This window comes from Microbispora sitophila, assembly GCF_014892245.1.
GTDB classification, from domain to species: domain Bacteria; phylum Actinomycetota; class Actinomycetes; order Streptosporangiales; family Streptosporangiaceae; genus Microbispora; species Microbispora siamensis.
Genome location: NZ_JADBGC010000019.1, coordinates 39,672 through 55,938, shown reverse-complemented (window position 1 = coordinate 55,938; position 16,267 = coordinate 39,672). Strand labels below are relative to the sequence as shown.

The following is a 16,267-nucleotide window of genomic DNA, read 5'->3' as shown; positions in this document are numbered from 1 at the left end:
GGTAAGCATGGGCGGTGACGATCCCCCGGCCGTACGACGCGGTGCTGTGCGACTTCGACGGTGTCATCCGTTTCTTCGACCAGTCGGAGCTGACCGAGCTGGAACGGGCCATGGGCCTGGCCGGGGGCACCACCGCGAAGGCCGTCTTCGCGCCCGAGGTGGACCGGCCGGCGCTGCTGGGGCAGATCACCGTCGACCAGTGGACGGAGGCGGCCGAGGCCGCCCTGGCCCTCCAGGTGCCGCGGGAGCAGGCGCGCGCGCTGGTCACGGCGTTCGTCAAGGCGCCCGCCCGGGCGGACGAGGACGTGCTCGGCCTGCTGCGCCGGGCCCAGGCGCACGTGCCCGTCGTGCTGGTCACCAACGCGACGCTGGACCTGGAGGACGACCTCGCCTGGCTGGGCCTGAGCCACTTCGCCGACGAGGTGGTCAGCAGTGCCCGGGTGGGAGTGTGCAAGCCCGACCCCCGTATCTACGAGATCGCCGCCGAGCGCGCGGGCGTGCCACTCGGGCGGTGCCTGTTCGTCGACGACCGGGCGGAGAACGTCGAGGCGGCCAGGGCGCTCGGCATGACGGCCGTCCTGTTCACCGGCGTGCCCGACCTGGAGACGGCGCTCGCGCCGCTGCTGGACTGACCATCAGCCGAGCGGTTCCGGTAGCCGGGCCGCATCCGGTCGTCAGGACGGCGTCCTCGGTGAAGGTGCGACGCGGCATGAGGCGGTCGCTGTCGTCCGCGCCGCTACCGCCCTCCCAGGTCGGACAGCAGGATGCCGATCGCCTCGGTCACGTCGGTGACGGTGTGGTCCGACGCGGGCTCCTGGCCCGCCCAGGCGCCCCGGTCGATCCAGATCGTGGCGAACCCGATGGCGCGCCCTCCGGCCACGTCCATCACGGGGTGATCGCCGACCACCCATCCGCCCGCGCCGAGGCTCGCCCCCGCGCGGGTCGCGGCGATCTCGAACAACGCCCGGTCGGGCTTGCGGACGCCCTCGGCCTCCGAGACGGCCCACGCGTCAACGACCTCGTCGAGGCCGGTCCGCCGGATCTTGCCGAGCTGGTTGTCCTCGCGCCCGTTGGTGACGATCGCCACCCGCCAGCCCGCCGTACGCAGGCGGGCCAGGCCGTCGCGCACCTCCTGCGGGCAGTGGACGAGGTCCGGTATGCGGCGCCGGTACGCGGCCCACAGGTCCTCGACGTGACCGTCGATCCCGAAATCTGCCTTCACCTGCGCGAAGAGCGTCTCGCGCGGCAGGTAGCCGTGCCCGTCGAGGGCGACCAGCCGCTCGACCGCCTCGGCGCCCAGGCCGCGATCGCCCGCGAACTCCTCGGCCCACCTGCGGAAGGCTTCGTCGTGGTCGACCAGTGTGTTGTCCAGATCGAAGAGCGCCAGTCTCGTCACGCCTGATCACGTTACCCGCGCCGCCTCCGGTGCTCAGTGGAAGGGGGCGGCTTCCTGTGCTCGCGACTCGCTCCGTACGACGCCGGCGATGACCGTGGTCACCATCTTGTGGACGGCGTCGGCCTGCGGCGGGCCGCCGTCCCGGTCGGCGAACAGCAGGTGTGAGGCTCCGAGCAGCGTGGGCGCGAGCGTGTCGACGTCGGCGTCCGCCGCGATGCGGCCCAGGTCGCGCTCGGCGGTGAGGTAGGAGACGAGCATGGCCACGGCCTCGGTCAGGAGCGGGAGGCCAGGGCCCGGCCTGGCCTGGCGCAGCCGGGCGCGCAGGGCGTCGCGGGAGATGATCAGGCCGACGACCGCCAGGGCGACCGACCCGAACAGGTCCGTCAGCACGGCGGTCAGGTTGCCGGCGACGGTGCCGCTTCCGGCGGACGCGCGCAGGGCGGCGGCCTGACCGTCCATCCTGGCGGTGCGGTCGAGCACGAGCTCGGCGAGGAAGGCGTCGAAGTCGGCGAAGTGCCGGTGCAGCACACCCTTGGCGCAGCCCGCCTCGGTGGTGACCGCCCGGCTGGTCAGCGCGCTCGGCCCGTCCCTGAGCAGGACCCGCTCGGCGGCGGCGAACAACTGCTCCCGCGCGTCGCGGAGGGCAACCCCCGTCGGCACCGTTCCATCCCCTCCTGTCCGTCCGTCGACTTTATCCGAATTGACGAGTGGGCACTTGCCCACTCATAGTGGGCGCATGCCCACTTCAGTTTCCGAGAACGAACCGCACAAGGCCAGGGGGATGGCGGAGTCGTTCGGCGTGGACGCCGAGCGTTACGACCGGACCCGCCAGGCATATCCCGACGCGATGGTGGAGCGGATTGTCGCCGCCAGTCCCGGGCCGGACGTCCTCGACGTCGGCTGCGGCACCGGCATCGCGGCCCGGCAGTTCCAGGCGGCGGGCTGCACGGTGCTCGGCGTCGAACCCGACGTGCGGATGGCCGATTTCGCGCGCCGCAGGGGACTCGAGGTCGAGGTGGGGACCTTCGAAGCCTGGGACCCCGCCGGTCGCACGTTCGACGCGGTCGTCGCCGGAACGGCCTGGCACTGGGTCGATCCGGTCGCCGGAGCGGCCAAGGCGGCCGAGGTGCTGCGTCCCGGCGGCCGGCTGGCGGCGTTCTGGCACGTGTTCGAGCCCCCGCCCGCCCTGGCGGGGGCTCACACCACGGTCTACCGGCGGGTCATGCCCGGCTTCCCGTCCCAGGACCGGCCTGCGGGGTCGGCCCTCGACGGCTACCGGCCGCTGCTCGCCAAGGCCGCCGACGGGATCAGGGGCGCGGGCGCGTTCGGCGACCCCGAGGAGTGGCGGTACGACTGGCAGCGGTTCTACACCCGTGACGAGTGGCTGGACCAGATGCCCACGTCCGGCGTCCTCACCCGGCTCCCGCCGGACAGGCTGGAGGAGGTGCTGGCGGACGTCGGGGCCGCGATCGACGCGATGGGAGGCGGCTTCACGATGTCCTACGTCACGGTGGTGGTCACCGCGGCGCGCCTCTGACCGATTTGGGCGAGACGCCCGGAGGCGGGGCGATGCTCACCGAGCCGGCACCCGGCCGCCACCAGGAAATCAACTACGTGTAATGGTGCGTGGTCAGGTTCTCCTCGTAGTCGCTCCCGACTCCGAGGAGAACCATGCGCCGGCGACTCGGCCTCATCGCCGCGATCGTCCTGATCGCCCTCACCTCGATCGTCCCCGCCACGGCGGCGTCAGGGCCTCTGGTCGTGGCCCATCGCGGCGCGTCCGCATACGCACCGGAAAACACCGTCGCCGCCTTCGAACTGGCCCGCGACCGGGGCGCGGACATGTTCGAACTCGACGTCCAGGAGACCAGGGACCACCACCTGGTCCTGATGCACGACACGACGCTCGGCCGTACGACCGACGCGGAAGAGGTCTTCCCCGGCCGGGCGCCGTGGCGGGTCGGCGACCTCACGCTGGCCGAGATCCGCAGGCTCGACGCCGGCTCCTGGTTCTCCCGGAAGGCGTGGTTCTCCGGCAGGTACGCCGGGGAGGCGGTGCCCACGCTCGGCGAGGCGCTGCGCGCGATGCGCGGCAGCGGGCTCGGCCTGCTGCTGGAGATAAAGGAGCCCCGGCTCTATCCCGGCATCGAGGCCCGGGTGGCCGAGGAGATCGGGCGCGACCCGGCCTGGCGCGGCCGGATCGTGGTGCAGTCGTTCGACTGGGACTCGATGCGCCGCTTCCACCGCCTCATGCCCCGGGTGCCGATCGGCCTGCTCGGCACGCCACAGGTCGCGGACCTGCCCGGCCTGGCCCGGTTCGCCGACCAGATCAACCCGCCGTACGCCGACGTCACGGCGGAGTACGTCCGGCGCGTCCACCGGTTGCGCATGAAGGTCCTCGCCTGGACCGTGGACGACCCCTCCGCCGTACGCCGCCTGATCGGCGCGGGCGTGGACGGCGTCATCACCAACAGGCCCGACGTCGTACGGGGAGTGGCGGCTTGATGGTGTTGGCCTGACCCGAACGCGGGCAGGTATCCCTCCCGCGCGTTTGAAGGGAGGAGCCCTATGGGACGCGGCGTGGACTTCAGGAGAGCCGAGTCGCTGGACGACGTCGAACAGGAGCTCACCGAGGCCGAGCGCGAACGGCTGCGCGAGATCGTCGAGGAGCGCGACGGAAACGCCGGATAGCGCGGAGCGGGTCGTCCCGCTTCCGGAGGCCGTACGCCGGGCCGGTGCGGCCCTCGCGCATCTGAGCCTGACGCCCGACCTGGTGGACATGGGTGAAGGCCGTGAGCCGACCGCCTGGCACTGCCGCCTGCGCGGGCCGGACGGTGTCCCGGCGCCGTCGGCGGAGGGCATGGGCAAGGGACGGCGCGCGCAGGCCCGTGCCGGCGCCCTGTTCGAGGCGCTGGAGCACTACCTGACGGGCCCGGCGCTGTTCGACCCGGCGGCGGTGGAACCGGTCGAACCGGCCAGGATCGCGGCCGGGCCGCTGCGGGCGGACGCGTCCGCCGTCCTGCTCGACGGCCGATGCGCCGCGCCGCTGGCCTGTCATCGGTATCGGGGACCCGGGGGCGACGTCCCGGTGCCCCTGTTCCTGTCCGCCCCCTGGTACGTCGAGGCGGACGCGGGGCGGCTGCGCGAGCGGGCCGGAGACGCTCATGACTACACCGGTCTGATGCGGTACAGCTGCAACAGCGGATCGGCCGTGGGCGTCACCGCGACGGAGGCGCTGCTGCACGCGCTCAACGAGACGATCGAACGCGACGCGCTCTCCCTGCTGCTGGTGCGCGCGTTCCTCGGCACGGGCGAACGGCCGTCGGTCGTCGATCCGAGCACCCTGCCGCCCGAGCTCGCCCGTGCGTACGCCGTGGCCGGCCAGGTCGCCGGAGCGCCCGTCCACCTGCTGGACATCACCGGTGACCTGAGGGTCCCCACCATGCTCGCCTACGTCGCGCCGACGCCGGACCGCCCGCACCGGCGCGGAGCCGGAACCTCCCTGAACCCCGCTCATGCCGCATGGCGGGCGCTCACCGAGCTTGTCCAGACCACCGTGGGCGAGCGCATCCAGCGCCGCGGGGACGCGGAGCGGCTCGCCCGGTATCCCGAACTGCTGGCGTGTGGGCGCTTCGACCTCACCGAGCATCTGCATGCGGCCCGTACGGTCCCCTTCCCCCAGGGCCACGCACGGCCGGGCCGTCCCCGGGACCAGCTCCGCGAAGTGGCCGCGCGCCTCCGCGCGCGCGGCTACACACCGCTCACGCGCACTGTGGCCGTTCTCCCCGGGCGGATAACGGCCGTGCACGTCGTCGTGCCGGGCCTGGAGCGCTTCATGCTGGTCACGGACGGCAACCTCGTCCTGCCCGGCCCCCGGGGGCGGGCCGCCGTGCGGCATGCCGTACGGGCCGGAGACGGCGAGCGGCGTGATCTACCAGAGGCTTGACCTGCCCGCGCGCACATGTACGAGCACTTTTCCACACCATGCAGATGTCCTTCTTACTCTCCGGGGAGGGCGGTTCGCATGATGGCCTTGTGGAGAGGTCGCGGTGGCATCGGCGGCCCGACGCGAGGGCCTCGGTGGCGCTGGGGGTCCTGTTCCTGGCCCTGGCGCTGCTGATCCTGATGCTGGTCAGGGAGCTGCCGCTGCCGGAGTGGGCGGTCAGCCTGAAGGTCCTGAACGTCGCGCAGATCACGGCCACGGCGACCGGCGTCATCGGCCTGGCGAACGGGCTCGTGCAGTTCCTGTCCTGGTGGCGCACGTCCAGGAGACCTCCGCCGGCGCCCACGCAGAGCGACGTCGACAACGCCAAGGACGTCCTCGCCGGTCTCGTGGTCGAGCAGTGGAAGGACGAGACGATCCTGAGGTCACTGGCGGATCCCGAGCCCATCCCGGTGCCGTGGCGGTCGACGGAGCACGCCGAGCTGATGGACCACCCCCGCCTGATCGCCAAGGACTTCGTCAGCTTCCCCAGCCTCGGCGCGGACCTCGCCGGCATGGCGGCCGACTTTCGCAGGCTGCGGTGCCGCCGTCTAGTCATTCTCGGGGGCCCGGGATCCGGCAAGACCACCCTCGCCGTGCAACTGCTGATGGAACTGCTCCGGACACGGCGGCCCGGCGAGCCGGTTCCCGTCCTGCTGTCGGCGGCGCGCTGGGACGCCGAGGTCCACCCCCGATTACAGGACTGGCTGGCCGACTGCCTCGCCGTCGACTACCCGGCTCTGGCGGTGACCGGGTTCGGCCCCGACACGGCGAAGACCCTCGCGGCACGCGGCGAGGTCCTGCCGATCCTCGACGGCCTGGACGAACTGCCGGGGCAGGCGCGGGCCGGGGTCCTCCTGGCGCTCAACCATTCGATGGGCGACCGCGACCAGCTGATCCTGACCTGTCGTACGGAGCAGTTCGCCGAGTCCGTCGACATGGTGGGAGACGTGCTCACCGCGGCGGCGGTCATCGAGCCGGGGGCGCTCACTCCCGAAGTGGCCGCCGAGTATCTCCGGGCATGCCTGCCGCCCAGGCCGCACCCCGCCTGGCGTCAGGTGCTCGACGCGCTGAGGACGGGGAAGGCGCCCGCCCTGGCGGAGGTGGCCGCGACCCCGCTGGGACTCTGGCTGGTCCGCTCCGCCTACGTCGTCACCCATCAGGATCCGGAGCCGCTGCTCGAACTCGGGCGGGCGGACGCCGCCGACCTCTACGACCATCTGTGCGACCGGCTCATCCCCGCGCTGGTCGGCTCGCGTACGCCCGCGGACCCGGGCGAGCCGTTCCGGCCCCGGCGCGCCTGGGATCCGGAGCACGTGCGGCACTGGCTGGCGTACCTGTCGGGGGAGCTCCTCACCCCGGGGGAGGACACGCGCGACGTCGCCTGGTGGCATCTGGCGCGGCACACCTCCACGCGGGCGGTCCGGCTCACGGTCAGCGTCGCCAGCGGGATCCTGGTGGGCCTCCCGATCGCGGCGGTGACGCACGCGCCACCCGCCGGAGCGGTGATCGGCCTTGTGTCCGCGATCGCCGTGATGGTCGTGACGAGGTCGTGGTTCACCGAGCCGCCGGGTCACGCCGACTTCCACGTGCGCGGACGGCTGTCCCTGCTCGGCCGTACGCTCGCGGACGCCGTGTTCGTCGGTCTGCTGGGCGCGCTTGTGGGCTGGCTGATGAGCCACGGCATGGTCAGCGGGGCCCTCAAGATCGGGCTCCTGTCCGGGCTCGCCTTCCTGCTCGCCGTCGGCCTGATCCGGTGGGTCGAGCACCCGACCAGCACCACGTCGGCGCGCTCTCCCCGGTCGACGTGGCGCGCCGACCGCGATCTCACGCTCATCCGGGCACTGTGCGGGCTGGTCATCGGCCTGATGGGCGGAGTCGTGGGCCTGATGGCCGGGCTGAGCCCGCTGACCGTGCTCGTGGGCGGCCTGCTGCTCGGGCTCCTGTTCGGGCTCATGCTCGGCAGCCACCACGCCTGGCTCGCCTACACGCTGACGATCCCGCGGCTCGCCAGGTGCGGACGGCTGCCGCTGCGCGCCATGTGCTTCCTCGACGACGCCCACCGCCTGGGCCTGCTGCGCACCGAGGGGCCGTTCTACCAGTTCCGCAACGTCGAGCTGCAGCGGCGCCTGGCGCGTGACCACACATTCGAGCGTAAGGACTCGCCATGACCGAACCGACGAACGCCCGGTTCCCGGCGCGCGACCTGTGCGGGACGATGCTGGTGCACCGCAGGCTCCTCAACGAGAGCATGACCTATCGGGCCAGGCGCGCGGCGATCGAGGCCCGGGCCCTGCGGTACGAGCAGGGACGGCGCGCCCCCGTCCGGACCGAGGTGGTGACCATCCCGGTCGTCGTGCACGTGGTGCACAACCGGGCCGTGCCGGCCGACGACATCGCCGACGAACAGATCCACAGCCAGATCGAGGCGCTCAACCGGGACTTCCGCGCGGCTAATCCGGACGTGGCGAAGGTGCCGGACGTGTGGAAGGCCCTGGTGGCGGACGTCCGGGTGGAGTTCCGCCTGGCCACGCGTGGCCCCGGCGGCGAGCCCGCGACGGGGATCGTGCGCGTCGCCACCGACCGGCACGACTTCACCGTGGACGACGCCGTGAAGTCGGGGGTCACCGGCGGATCGGACCCGTGGCCGAGCGACGAGTACCTGAACCTGTGGGTGTGCCGGCTCCGCGGGGGCCTGCTCGGGTACGCCCAGTTTCCCGGTGGTCCGCCGCAGACCGACGGCGTCGTCATCCTCAACACGGCCTTCGGGACGACGGGCACGGCGGCCCACCCGTTCGACGGCGGCCGTACGGCGACCCACGAGATCGGCCACTGGCTGGACCTGTACCACATCTGGGGAGACGACGACGGCGCCTGCACGAGCGACGACAAGGTCGCCGACACGCCCAACCAGGCGGACGCGAACTACGGGCTGCCCAGTTTTCCCCGCGTCACCTGCGACAACGGCCCGAACGGCGACATGTTCGTGAACTACATGGACTACACCGACGACGCCGGCATGTTCATGTTCACCCGGGGGCAGGCCGCGCGGATGAACGCCTGCCTGGAAGGCGTGCGGGCCTCGTTCCTCGTCTCGCCGGCGGCGAAGGAGGCACCCGTCAAGGAGGAGCACCTCACGCGGGCGATGCCGGAGGTGCGGCATCCCAGCCACGACGGGGACGTGGAGCGGCTGCTTCAGGACAGCGAGCGGCTGACCACCGAGGTGCTGAACGACATCCGCGCCGCGATCGGCATGGTCGGCGGCCACCCGGACCGGTGAGCTCGTGACGGAGCCGGACATCGGCATCGTGGGGGAGTGGCTGCACTCCTACGAGGAGGACACCGATGACGCGGAGGTCTACCGCCCCGCGCACCATCCGTTCCGGCCCTCTCGCCGCCCGCGCCGGGGCCTGGAGTTCCGGGCGGACGGCACGTTCGTCGAGCTCCGCCCCGGCCCCGCCGACCGCCCGCGGCCGGTGAGGGGCCGCTGGCACGCGCGGGGGAGCGGCGTGCGCGTCGTCTTCCCCGAAGGCGGGCGCACCGACCTCACCGTGCTGTCCTGCCGGGACGGCGTGCTGACGATCGCGAAGTGACGGGGGGACGCCGAGTGTCGGTCGAGGCCGTGATGGAGCGACCCGGGCTCTGACTGGACCGGCCCGCGATGCACGAGCGCATCCTCGGCACGGTCCTCCCCCGCCGCGTACGCCGGTGGTCAGAAGGCGTAGCGGACGCGGCAGTACGGGATCTTGCCGGCGATCAGGTCGGTGAGCGCGGTGACGTAGCGGCCCTTGTGGCCGGTCTTGTAGCGGACGTTCCAGCCGCCCGTCTGCGACCGCTTCGGCTGCTGGAGGTCGGGACGCCACAGCACCTCCTCGGCCTTGGGATGCCACCCGAGGTTGACCTCGTGCAGCCGGTCGTTGTGCGTGAGGAAGATGACCTCGGCGGCGAGCTGGGCGCGGGCCGCCGGGCTCAGCGCGTCGTCGAGCTGCCCGAGCAGCTCCGCCCAGTCCTCGAGCCAGCCGTCGCGTACGACCACCGGGCTGAAGTTGACGTGCACCTCGTATCCCGCCTCGACGAAGTCGTCGATGGCCGCGATCCGGTCGGCGACGGGCGAGGTGCGGATGTCCAGCAGCTTGGCGTCGGCGGCCGGCATCAGGCTGAAGCGAATGCGCGTACGGCCTCGCGGGTCCCAGCCGAGCAGGTCGCGGTTGACGTACTTGGTGGCGAAGCTCGCCTTGGCGTTCGGCAGATCGCGGAAGAGGCCGACGAGGTCGCGCACGTTGTCGGAAACGGTCGCGTCCACCGAGCAGTCGGAGTTCTCGCCGATGTCGTAGACCCAGGCGTGCGGGTCCACCTGGTTCGGCTCGGGCTTGACCCCCTGCCGCCCGGCGTGCCTGGCGAGATAGCCCGTGATCTTGTCGATGTTGGCGAACACCGTGATCGGGTTGCTGTAGCCCTTGCGGCGCGGCACGTAGCAGTACGCGCAGGCCATCGCGCAGCCGTTGGCCGTCGAGGGCGCGATGAAGTCGCTCGACCGGCCGTTCGGCCGCGCGGTGAGCGACTTCTTGACGCCGAGGACCAGCGCCTCGGTCTTGATCCTGACCCAGCGGGCCACGTTCGCCTCGTCCCCGTACAGCTCGGGGATGCGGTGGTGGGCCTCGATCTCGATGCGCTCGGCCTCGGGGAACCGCTCCAGGATCTCCTTGCCGCGCGGCAGCCCGGCCGCGGCGGGCTCGACGTAGATGCGGCGGATGTCCAGCAGTCTCTGGCCTTCGTTCACCTGGATATAACAACTCGATAAAGGTGCGACTTCCCAGGTCAGAGGTCATGGAGGTGCTGGTCGGCCGGGCACGCGTACGCCGTCCTCGAGGCCAGCGTCCAGGTGCGGACGGCGGCTTCGCAGCGGCGGCAGCGCGCACGTTTGTAGACCCACCGCTCGTCCGGCGCGTCCGGGTCGCTCACCACCTGTCCGGCGTCCCGGCCCAGCGCGAGGTAGCGCACCGCGGTGTCCCACAGCCGCCCTGCGGCCTCCGTGCCGATGTCGCGGCCGCCGGGGTCGAGGCCGGCGAGGAAGAGCAGTTCCGCCCGCCAGGCGTTGCCGATCCCCGACCACACGCTCTGGTCGAGCACGGCCGCGCCGACCGCGGTGCGGGCGGCGAGCAGGCGTCGTACGGCCTCCTCTCGAATGGCGTCCCGGTCGGGGTCCCGGCTGAGCGGGTCGGGGCCGGTCGCGGCCCGTAGCGCCGCCAGCGCCCGCTCGTCCATCGGCTCGCAGCGGGCGGGCGCGATCAGGTCGAACGCCGCCTCGCCGGTCGCCAGCCGCAGCCGGGTGCCCTTGCGTGGTTCGGCCGCCGGGTCGTCGTACCGCAGGAAGAGGCCCTGCATGCCGAGGTGCACGTGGATGGGCGGGGCGTCCTCCACCCAGTAGAGCAGGTGCTTGCCGAGGGCCTCCACGCCCTCGACGACCCTGCCGTCGTACGGCCGCGCGTCGAACCTGCCCTGCGGGCTGGCGGCCCTGACCACGCGCCCGGCGAGCGCCTCGTGCTGCTCGTCCGCGTAGCGGTGGACCAGATGCCCTTCCGGCATGCCCCTCGCCCTACCCGCCCCGCTCGGAGATACCGTTTCGATCGTGAGTTACGAGCCGACATCTGAGGAACTGCGGCACCTGCGCCGCTGTGTGGAGCTGGCGGAGGAAGCGCTGGAGGCGGACGACGAACCGTTCGGCTCGGTCCTGGTCTCCGGGGACGGGAAGGTGCTGGCCGAAGACCGCAACCGGGTGGCGGGCGGCGACCACACGCGGCACCCCGAGTTCGAGCTGGCGCGCTGGGCCGCGGGGAACATGACGCCGGAGGAACGCGCGAAGGCCACGGTCTACACCTCCGGCGAGCACTGCCCTATGTGCGCGGCCGCGCACGCGTGGGTGGGGCTGGGGCGGATCGTCTACGTGGTGTCGTCCGCCCAGCTCGCCCAGTGGCTGGCCGAGTGGGACGTGCCGCCCCCGCCGGTGCGTACGCTCCCGGTCGACGAGGTCGCGCCCGGTGTGCGGGTGGCCGGGCCCGTGCCCTCGCTGGTGGACGAGGTCCGGGCGCTGCACCGCCGCCTTCACACCGGCTCCTGAGCCCTGTCTCCTGAGCCCTGTCTCTGGAGCCGGGGGCCGTTTCCCGGTGCCGTCCGTCCTCGTACGGATACTCGGCCCGGACGACCGCGGCGCCGACGAGAGTCTGTGGGTGACGACGGAGGGCGTGCTCGGCCTGCTGGAGCTTGCGGGCCCGGAGAAGGTGCTGAAGCAGCTGCGCGCCATGGCGGGGGCGTCGCCGCCGTGACGCTCGTGCTCGGGTCGAGGAACCCGGGAAGGCGGGCCGGTGATGGAAGCACCAGTAGGATGCCACGGTCCAGATAGACGGAGATCCACCCTGGAAGGGCTGCACGTGGCGCAGAAGGTGATACTGGTTGACGACCTCGACCACTCCGAGGGCGACGATGTGGCGAGACGGGAGTTCCCGCTGCTGAACCGGACCTTCGCCATCGACCTGTCCGACGCGAACCAGCAGCGGCTGAGCGAGGCTCTCGCGTTCATCGAGGAAGTGCTGGAGAACGCCCGTGAGGTGAAGCAGGCGTCGCGGCCGAAGAAGGCCGCCGACACCTCCCCGCGTCTGCGCGGCTACACGCTGACGGACGTGCGCGAATGGGCTCGCGAGCAGGGGCTGGACGTGCCCCCGCGCGGGAAGATGGCCGACGAGGTCATCGAGCAGTTCATCGCGGCGCACCCTGATGCCACCACCGAGGACTCCACCGGCGAGTCCGCCGCGGACCACACGGAGGAATCCGCGGAGACGGCCGCCCCGCGCGCGGAGGCGGCCGTCGGCGCCTGAGCGGACGTCCTGAAGCAGATGTCCCGGGGCGGACGCCCTGGAGCCGACGTTTCCGCGCTGTCGTTTCAGATCGGAATTCGCCCGGCCCGGCCGGCCGCCGTGACAGGCAGCCGGGCCGGGCACCCGCTCGACTTGCCACTGTCCCGACGTGCGCCGCAGCCGAGGATCGGCGACGCGCGGGAACCTTCGTCCTGCCGGTTTCGACCACGGTCCACAGGCAACTCCAGCCTTGGGACGCTCTTGGGCCTGAATCTCGGCTTGTCCAAGTTTTCCGCAAGCGGGCTTTCCTAGCGTCTCCGCCGACGCCCGATCGGGGCGATCTTCTACCGGCGCAGTGCGAAGGAAACAGTCATGCGGCTTGGATACACGGTCCCCCAGTACGGCGCGTTCGCCGACCCGGAATTCATCCGGCGGGCGAGCACGGATCTCGAAGCGATGGGCTACGACAGCCTGTGGGCGGGCGACCGCATCCTGCTGCCGCTGACGCCCAGCGACCCGTACCCCGGAGGGGACGGGACGGTCCCCCCGGCGTTCGCGACCTTCTTCGACCCGCTCACCGCACTGACGCTGGCCGCGGTCAGCACGCGGGAGATCCGCCTGGGGACCAGCACGCTCAACGCGCTGTGGCAGCCGCCCGTCCTGCTCGCCCGTACGCTGACCTCGCTCGACCTGCTCAGTCACGGGCGGCTGGACGTCGGCATCGGTCTCGGCTGGCTTCGCGACGAGTACACCGCGACCGGGGTGCCCTGGCGGGGGAGGGGACACCGGCTGGAGGAGACGCTCGACCTGATGGAGGCCGTCTGGACCGATGAGGTGGTCGAGCACAAGGGCGCGCTGTGGACCGTGCCGCCGTCGCACATCGACCTCAAGCCCTGCCAGCGGCCGCGCCCGCCGATCCTGCTCGCCGGTTACACGCCCCCGGCGCTGGAGAGGGTCGGCCGGCGGGCCGACGGATGGCTGAGCGCGGCCATGCCCATGCCCTACCTGACCGCCCTGTGGGGTCTGGCGCTTGAGGCCGCGTCCCGTGCGAACCGGGACCCGTCCGCACTGCGCATGGTGGTGCGGGTCAATCCGGCGATCACCGACTCGCCGGCGCCCGCCGACCAGGTGCCGTACGCGGGAACCGTACGGCAGGTCGCCGACTACCTGCTGACCCTCGCAGAGGCCGGAGCGCATGAGGCGTTCGTCGACCTTCAGACGACGACCTCTTCGCGTGAGCGGTTCCTCGACGTCGCGCACGCGCTCGTCACCATGCTGCGCGCGGGCTGAAACCGCCACCTCCGGCTCGCCGTGGTCTGCTTCCTGGCGGGCGCGCTGTTCGTGATCGCGGTCAGCCGGCAGTCCGGGGTCGGCGTCCTCGCAGACCGCCTGCCCTGACCGTCCCTACGACCTCGTCATAGGGGCGGGGGCGGAGATCGGCGCCGGCGGCGTTCGCCACTGACCGCGCCTAGGCAGTTTTGCGGTTGGCGGATTCCTCGTAGGCACTCCTCAGGAGCGCGAGCACCTCGTCACTGATGTCGCACTTCAGGTAGTTGTTCTGACCGATCTGGCCGGGAAGCCGTTCGTCCAGGCGAGCCAGTGTGTTCGGCGCCTCGGCTTGGATGACAGTGCGTTCCGGGCTGACATAGGCGCCTCCGTCATTCCAGATCGTGAACATCCCACGGCTCTGACCGGGAAGACGCGGATTGAGGATCCAGCGGCCCTCACGAGATGAGCGTAGCCATTGCCGAGCTGCACCTCCCGGCCCAGGATCACCAGTCGTGGCTGACCGGGAAGCGGCAACATCGCGGGAGCGCGTTCGATACTGCTGTGAAGCGCCTGCTCGTTCGCGTACGGCTGCGCAGGAAGAGCTACCAGCCCTTTTCCTTCGTCATGCCAAATGCCCGTCACCGAGGCTCCTTGACCGCCGGCCGTCACTGATGACCGCAATGGTGCAGGTATAGGCACCATCCGGCAACGTCCTCACATGCCACTGACCACTCGGCCTACTGCCTGCGAGAAGGTCGTACGTCGGATTGCGCACGCGGACGGCCGGCGGAATGACCGGTCGCTACTCAGCGGCAGGCGAGTCAGTCGTCGAACTCGAAACCGTCCGCCTCTGCGGCTGCAACGAGCCGTCGTATGTGGTCGGCGTCTGTCGCGGTGGCCGCCGTCCGGCCGATGAGCCGATACTTCGGATCGCGTCGGTGTGTCATGATCGAATGCGATGAGCAGCGGTGAGGACTCCGATCCCGTTCTGGGTGAGGCTCGCCGGCACCACCTGAATCAGGTGAACGGTGTGCTTCGTCGCCCTGGCATGTACGGCAGGGATGAGACGGCGGAACGGCTTCTGCTGGAGGCGATGGCCGCCGTGGACGGGAGCCTGACGCGGTGGTGGGCGGAGTGCGATCGGCTAGGCGAACGCGACGCATCCAGCGGGACGGGCGTGATGGGCGCCTACAGCGACATCCTTCCCGCCGACGCCTTGCGTGAGGCCACGGCCTCCGTCTATGCCGAGATCGCTCATCGCCTGGGCTGGCTGGAGCTGGATCGGGCGCTGTCGGCGGCGGAGTTTCAGCGGCTGAGCACCGATATCGGCGGATGGGTGACGCAGGACCGCACGCTGTCCGAGGTCATTGAGGCCTTCGGGCCTCCGTCGCTGTGGATCGGCGGAACCAACCCGTTCTTCCCCAAGACCCTTGCCTACGTCACCGCCAATCGCGACGACAAGGTGATTTGCCTTCACCTGTGGAATGCCTTCGCGGACACCGCGCCCGACGCCGATTTGCGGGGCGTTCATCCCGAACCGGTGGTGCTCGCCGTACGTCATCGGCCGGGCCCTTTTCGCGGCGCCTTCTCGTTCACGCCCGAGGGCCTGCGCCGCAGGCCCAGCGCCGACCAGTGCAGTCCGCTCAGACCGGTCGTCTGGATCTTCCACGGTGAGCACGCCCGACACGCCTCCGGCGTGTTCGACACGCTGGACGCCGGGCTCGCCTGGGCGGACGAGCACCAGGTGACCGGGATCCTGGCCGAGTACCCTCACGGCGGCGCCTACGACGTCGCAGTCAGCGAAGGCCGCTTCACACCCTCGAAAGCGCACCACGGCACCGCCGATCACGTCGCCAGCTTCAGCCCGGGGTTACGTCATATCCACCTGACCGGCGGCCGTCCAGACCAATAGACGTCCGCTCATGCCGCTGACCGTGTGCCTGCCGGTTGCGAACCGGCACATCGCTCAAGCCGCTTCACCCACCTTGCTGGGTGATGATGGGCTGGTGCCGAGGACGGAGACACCGTGGGGGCCGTGGGAGCCGGCGCCGCCGGCTGAGGTGGTCACGCTGTTCCAGGACCTGGCCGCTCCGTGGTGGGTGAGCGGCGGGTACGCGATCGAGCTGGCGGTCGGCCGTTCCTTCCGGGAGCACGGGGATGTGGACATCTCGGTGCTGCGCCGCGACCAGTTGTCCGTACGCGCGCTGCTGGCTGGCTGGGACGTGCACGCGGCCGATCCGCCGGGGACGCTGCGGCCGTGGCCGGTCGGTGAGGCGCTGCCGGACCATGTGCACGACATCTGGGTGCGTGAGCAGTCCGACGGGTCGTGGCGTTTCCAGGTGATGCTGGACGAGGCCGAGGACGACATGTGGGTGTACCGGCGTGACGCGCGGATCCGCCGCCCGCTGTCGACGCTGACGATTCGCGAGGATGGGGTCGTGCGGATCGTGCCGGAGGTGCAGTTGCTGTTCAAGGCCAAGAGCCCGCGTCCGAAGGACGAGCGGGATTTCGCCGAGGTCCTGCCCGCACTGGACGGCGAACGGCGCCGCTGGCTGGACGAAGCTCTCGCGATCGAGCACGGTGACCACCCATGGCGCGAGCGTCTGCGGGCGAATCGGCCCCCGATGGGGTGAGGTGTTCACAGGTCGTCCTCCGCGTACTCGGCGAGTTCCTGAGGGGAGGAGTGACCATGCGGTGTTCCTGCTCGCGAACACCGCACGGACGTGCCGAAAGCTCGCGTCTGGCGGAACGGACGGTGCGGCCCGCTCC

The 16,267-nt window shown here is 71.4% G+C and carries 20 protein-coding genes; 14 read left to right on the top strand and 6 right to left on the bottom strand.

Annotation, left to right across the window (positions count from 1 at the left end; translation table 11 throughout):
- Window positions 1-14 precede the first annotated feature (14 nt).
- Window positions 15-632 carry an HAD family hydrolase gene (locus IL992_RS30770; protein WP_319018942.1) on the top strand — a complete coding sequence of 206 codons (618 nt, stop codon included), beginning with the start codon at window positions 15-17 and terminating at the stop codon, window positions 630-632.
- Between the two features lie 104 nt (window positions 633-736).
- On the opposite strand, the gene IL992_RS30765 is transcribed toward IL992_RS30770, so the two are convergent.
- The gene (locus IL992_RS30765) at window positions 737-1,396 is read right to left on the bottom strand and encodes an HAD family hydrolase (RefSeq protein ID WP_193206854.1); all 660 of its coding nucleotides are present in this window, start codon (window positions 1,394-1,396) and stop codon (window positions 737-739) included.
- Window positions 1,397-1,429: 33 nt separating this feature from the next.
- On the bottom strand, window positions 1,430-2,056 hold the full coding sequence (locus IL992_RS30760) for a TetR/AcrR family transcriptional regulator (RefSeq protein ID WP_193206853.1): 627 nt from the start codon (window positions 2,054-2,056) through the stop codon (window positions 1,430-1,432).
- A 76-nt stretch (window positions 2,057-2,132) separates the two neighbouring features.
- On the opposite strand from IL992_RS30760, the gene IL992_RS30755 reads away from it, so the two are divergent.
- From IL992_RS30755 to IL992_RS30730, 7 genes are all read left to right on the top strand, one after another.
- Window positions 2,133-2,933, top strand: coding sequence for a class I SAM-dependent methyltransferase (locus IL992_RS30755; RefSeq protein ID WP_226874081.1), 801 nt, complete (start codon window positions 2,133-2,135; stop codon window positions 2,931-2,933).
- Between the two features lie 134 nt (window positions 2,934-3,067).
- Window positions 3,068-3,901 carry a glycerophosphodiester phosphodiesterase gene (locus tag IL992_RS30750; protein ID WP_193206852.1) on the top strand — a complete coding sequence of 278 codons (834 nt, stop codon included), beginning with the start codon at window positions 3,068-3,070 and terminating at the stop codon, window positions 3,899-3,901.
- A gap of 63 nt (window positions 3,902-3,964) precedes the next feature.
- A complete protein-coding gene (locus IL992_RS47890; protein ID WP_264295127.1) occupies window positions 3,965-4,087 on the top strand; it encodes a hypothetical protein in 123 nt (40 codons plus the stop codon).
- 88 nt (window positions 4,088-4,175) lie between these two features.
- Window positions 4,176-5,342 (top strand): YcaO-like family protein, encoded by a 1,167-nt coding sequence (locus IL992_RS30745; RefSeq protein WP_193206851.1) that lies wholly within the window; start codon window positions 4,176-4,178, stop codon window positions 5,340-5,342.
- An 89-nt stretch (window positions 5,343-5,431) separates the two neighbouring features.
- Window positions 5,432-7,549: an NACHT domain-containing protein gene (locus tag IL992_RS30740; RefSeq protein ID WP_193206850.1), complete on the top strand. Its 2,118-nt coding sequence runs from the start codon at window positions 5,432-5,434 to the stop codon at window positions 7,547-7,549.
- Window positions 7,546-8,658, top strand: coding sequence for a zinc metalloprotease (locus IL992_RS30735; protein WP_226874080.1), 1,113 nt, complete (start codon window positions 7,546-7,548; stop codon window positions 8,656-8,658). Before IL992_RS30740 ends, IL992_RS30735 begins: the two co-directional genes overlap by 4 nt.
- A gap of 4 nt (window positions 8,659-8,662) precedes the next feature.
- Entirely contained in the window at window positions 8,663-8,971 is a 309-nt protein-coding gene (locus tag IL992_RS30730) for a hypothetical protein (RefSeq protein WP_193206849.1), read from the top strand.
- 119 nt (window positions 8,972-9,090) lie between these two features.
- On the opposite strand, the gene IL992_RS30725 is transcribed toward IL992_RS30730, so the two are convergent.
- Both IL992_RS30725 and IL992_RS30720 read right to left on the bottom strand, forming a co-directional pair.
- Window positions 9,091-10,158 (bottom strand): spore photoproduct lyase family protein, encoded by a 1,068-nt coding sequence (locus IL992_RS30725; RefSeq protein WP_193206848.1) that lies wholly within the window; start codon window positions 10,156-10,158, stop codon window positions 9,091-9,093.
- 38 nt (window positions 10,159-10,196) lie between these two features.
- Window positions 10,197-10,964, bottom strand: a complete 768-nt coding sequence (locus IL992_RS30720) for a DNA-formamidopyrimidine glycosylase family protein (RefSeq protein WP_193206847.1) — start codon at window positions 10,962-10,964, stop codon at window positions 10,197-10,199.
- Window positions 10,965-11,007: 43 nt separating this feature from the next.
- Here IL992_RS30720 and IL992_RS30715 point away from each other — a divergent pair, with 43 nt between their 5' ends.
- The 4 genes from IL992_RS30715 to IL992_RS30700 all read left to right on the top strand — a co-directional run bounded on the left by IL992_RS30715 (window position 11,008) and on the right by IL992_RS30700 (window position 13,519).
- Window positions 11,008-11,496: a nucleoside deaminase gene (locus IL992_RS30715; RefSeq protein ID WP_319018940.1), complete on the top strand. Its 489-nt coding sequence runs from the start codon at window positions 11,008-11,010 to the stop codon at window positions 11,494-11,496.
- Between the two features lie 46 nt (window positions 11,497-11,542).
- Entirely contained in the window at window positions 11,543-11,701 is a 159-nt protein-coding gene (locus IL992_RS30710; RefSeq protein WP_193206845.1) for a hypothetical protein, read from the top strand.
- Window positions 11,702-11,806: 105 nt separating this feature from the next.
- Window positions 11,807-12,250 carry a histone-like nucleoid-structuring protein Lsr2 gene (locus tag IL992_RS30705; RefSeq protein ID WP_193206844.1) on the top strand — a complete coding sequence of 148 codons (444 nt, stop codon included), beginning with the start codon at window positions 11,807-11,809 and terminating at the stop codon, window positions 12,248-12,250.
- A gap of 351 nt (window positions 12,251-12,601) precedes the next feature.
- Window positions 12,602-13,519 (top strand): TIGR03619 family F420-dependent LLM class oxidoreductase, encoded by a 918-nt coding sequence (locus IL992_RS30700; RefSeq protein WP_193206843.1) that lies wholly within the window; start codon window positions 12,602-12,604, stop codon window positions 13,517-13,519.
- A gap of 178 nt (window positions 13,520-13,697) precedes the next feature.
- On the opposite strand, the gene IL992_RS30695 is transcribed toward IL992_RS30700, so the two are convergent.
- Complete coding sequence (locus tag IL992_RS30695; RefSeq protein WP_193206842.1) at window positions 13,698-13,907, bottom strand: hypothetical protein; 210 nt, start codon at window positions 13,905-13,907, stop codon at window positions 13,698-13,700.
- 412 nt (window positions 13,908-14,319) lie between these two features.
- The gene (locus IL992_RS47885; protein ID WP_264295123.1) at window positions 14,320-14,445 is read right to left on the bottom strand and encodes a hypothetical protein; all 126 of its coding nucleotides are present in this window, start codon (window positions 14,443-14,445) and stop codon (window positions 14,320-14,322) included.
- Window positions 14,446-14,456: 11 nt separating this feature from the next.
- On the opposite strand from IL992_RS47885, the gene IL992_RS30690 reads away from it, so the two are divergent.
- The gene (locus IL992_RS30690) at window positions 14,457-15,410 is read left to right on the top strand and encodes a DUF7710 domain-containing protein (RefSeq protein WP_193206841.1); all 954 of its coding nucleotides are present in this window, start codon (window positions 14,457-14,459) and stop codon (window positions 15,408-15,410) included.
- Between the two features lie 94 nt (window positions 15,411-15,504).
- Complete coding sequence (locus IL992_RS30685) at window positions 15,505-16,131, top strand: nucleotidyltransferase domain-containing protein (RefSeq protein WP_193206840.1); 627 nt, start codon at window positions 15,505-15,507, stop codon at window positions 16,129-16,131.
- Window positions 16,132-16,267 lie beyond the last annotated feature (136 nt).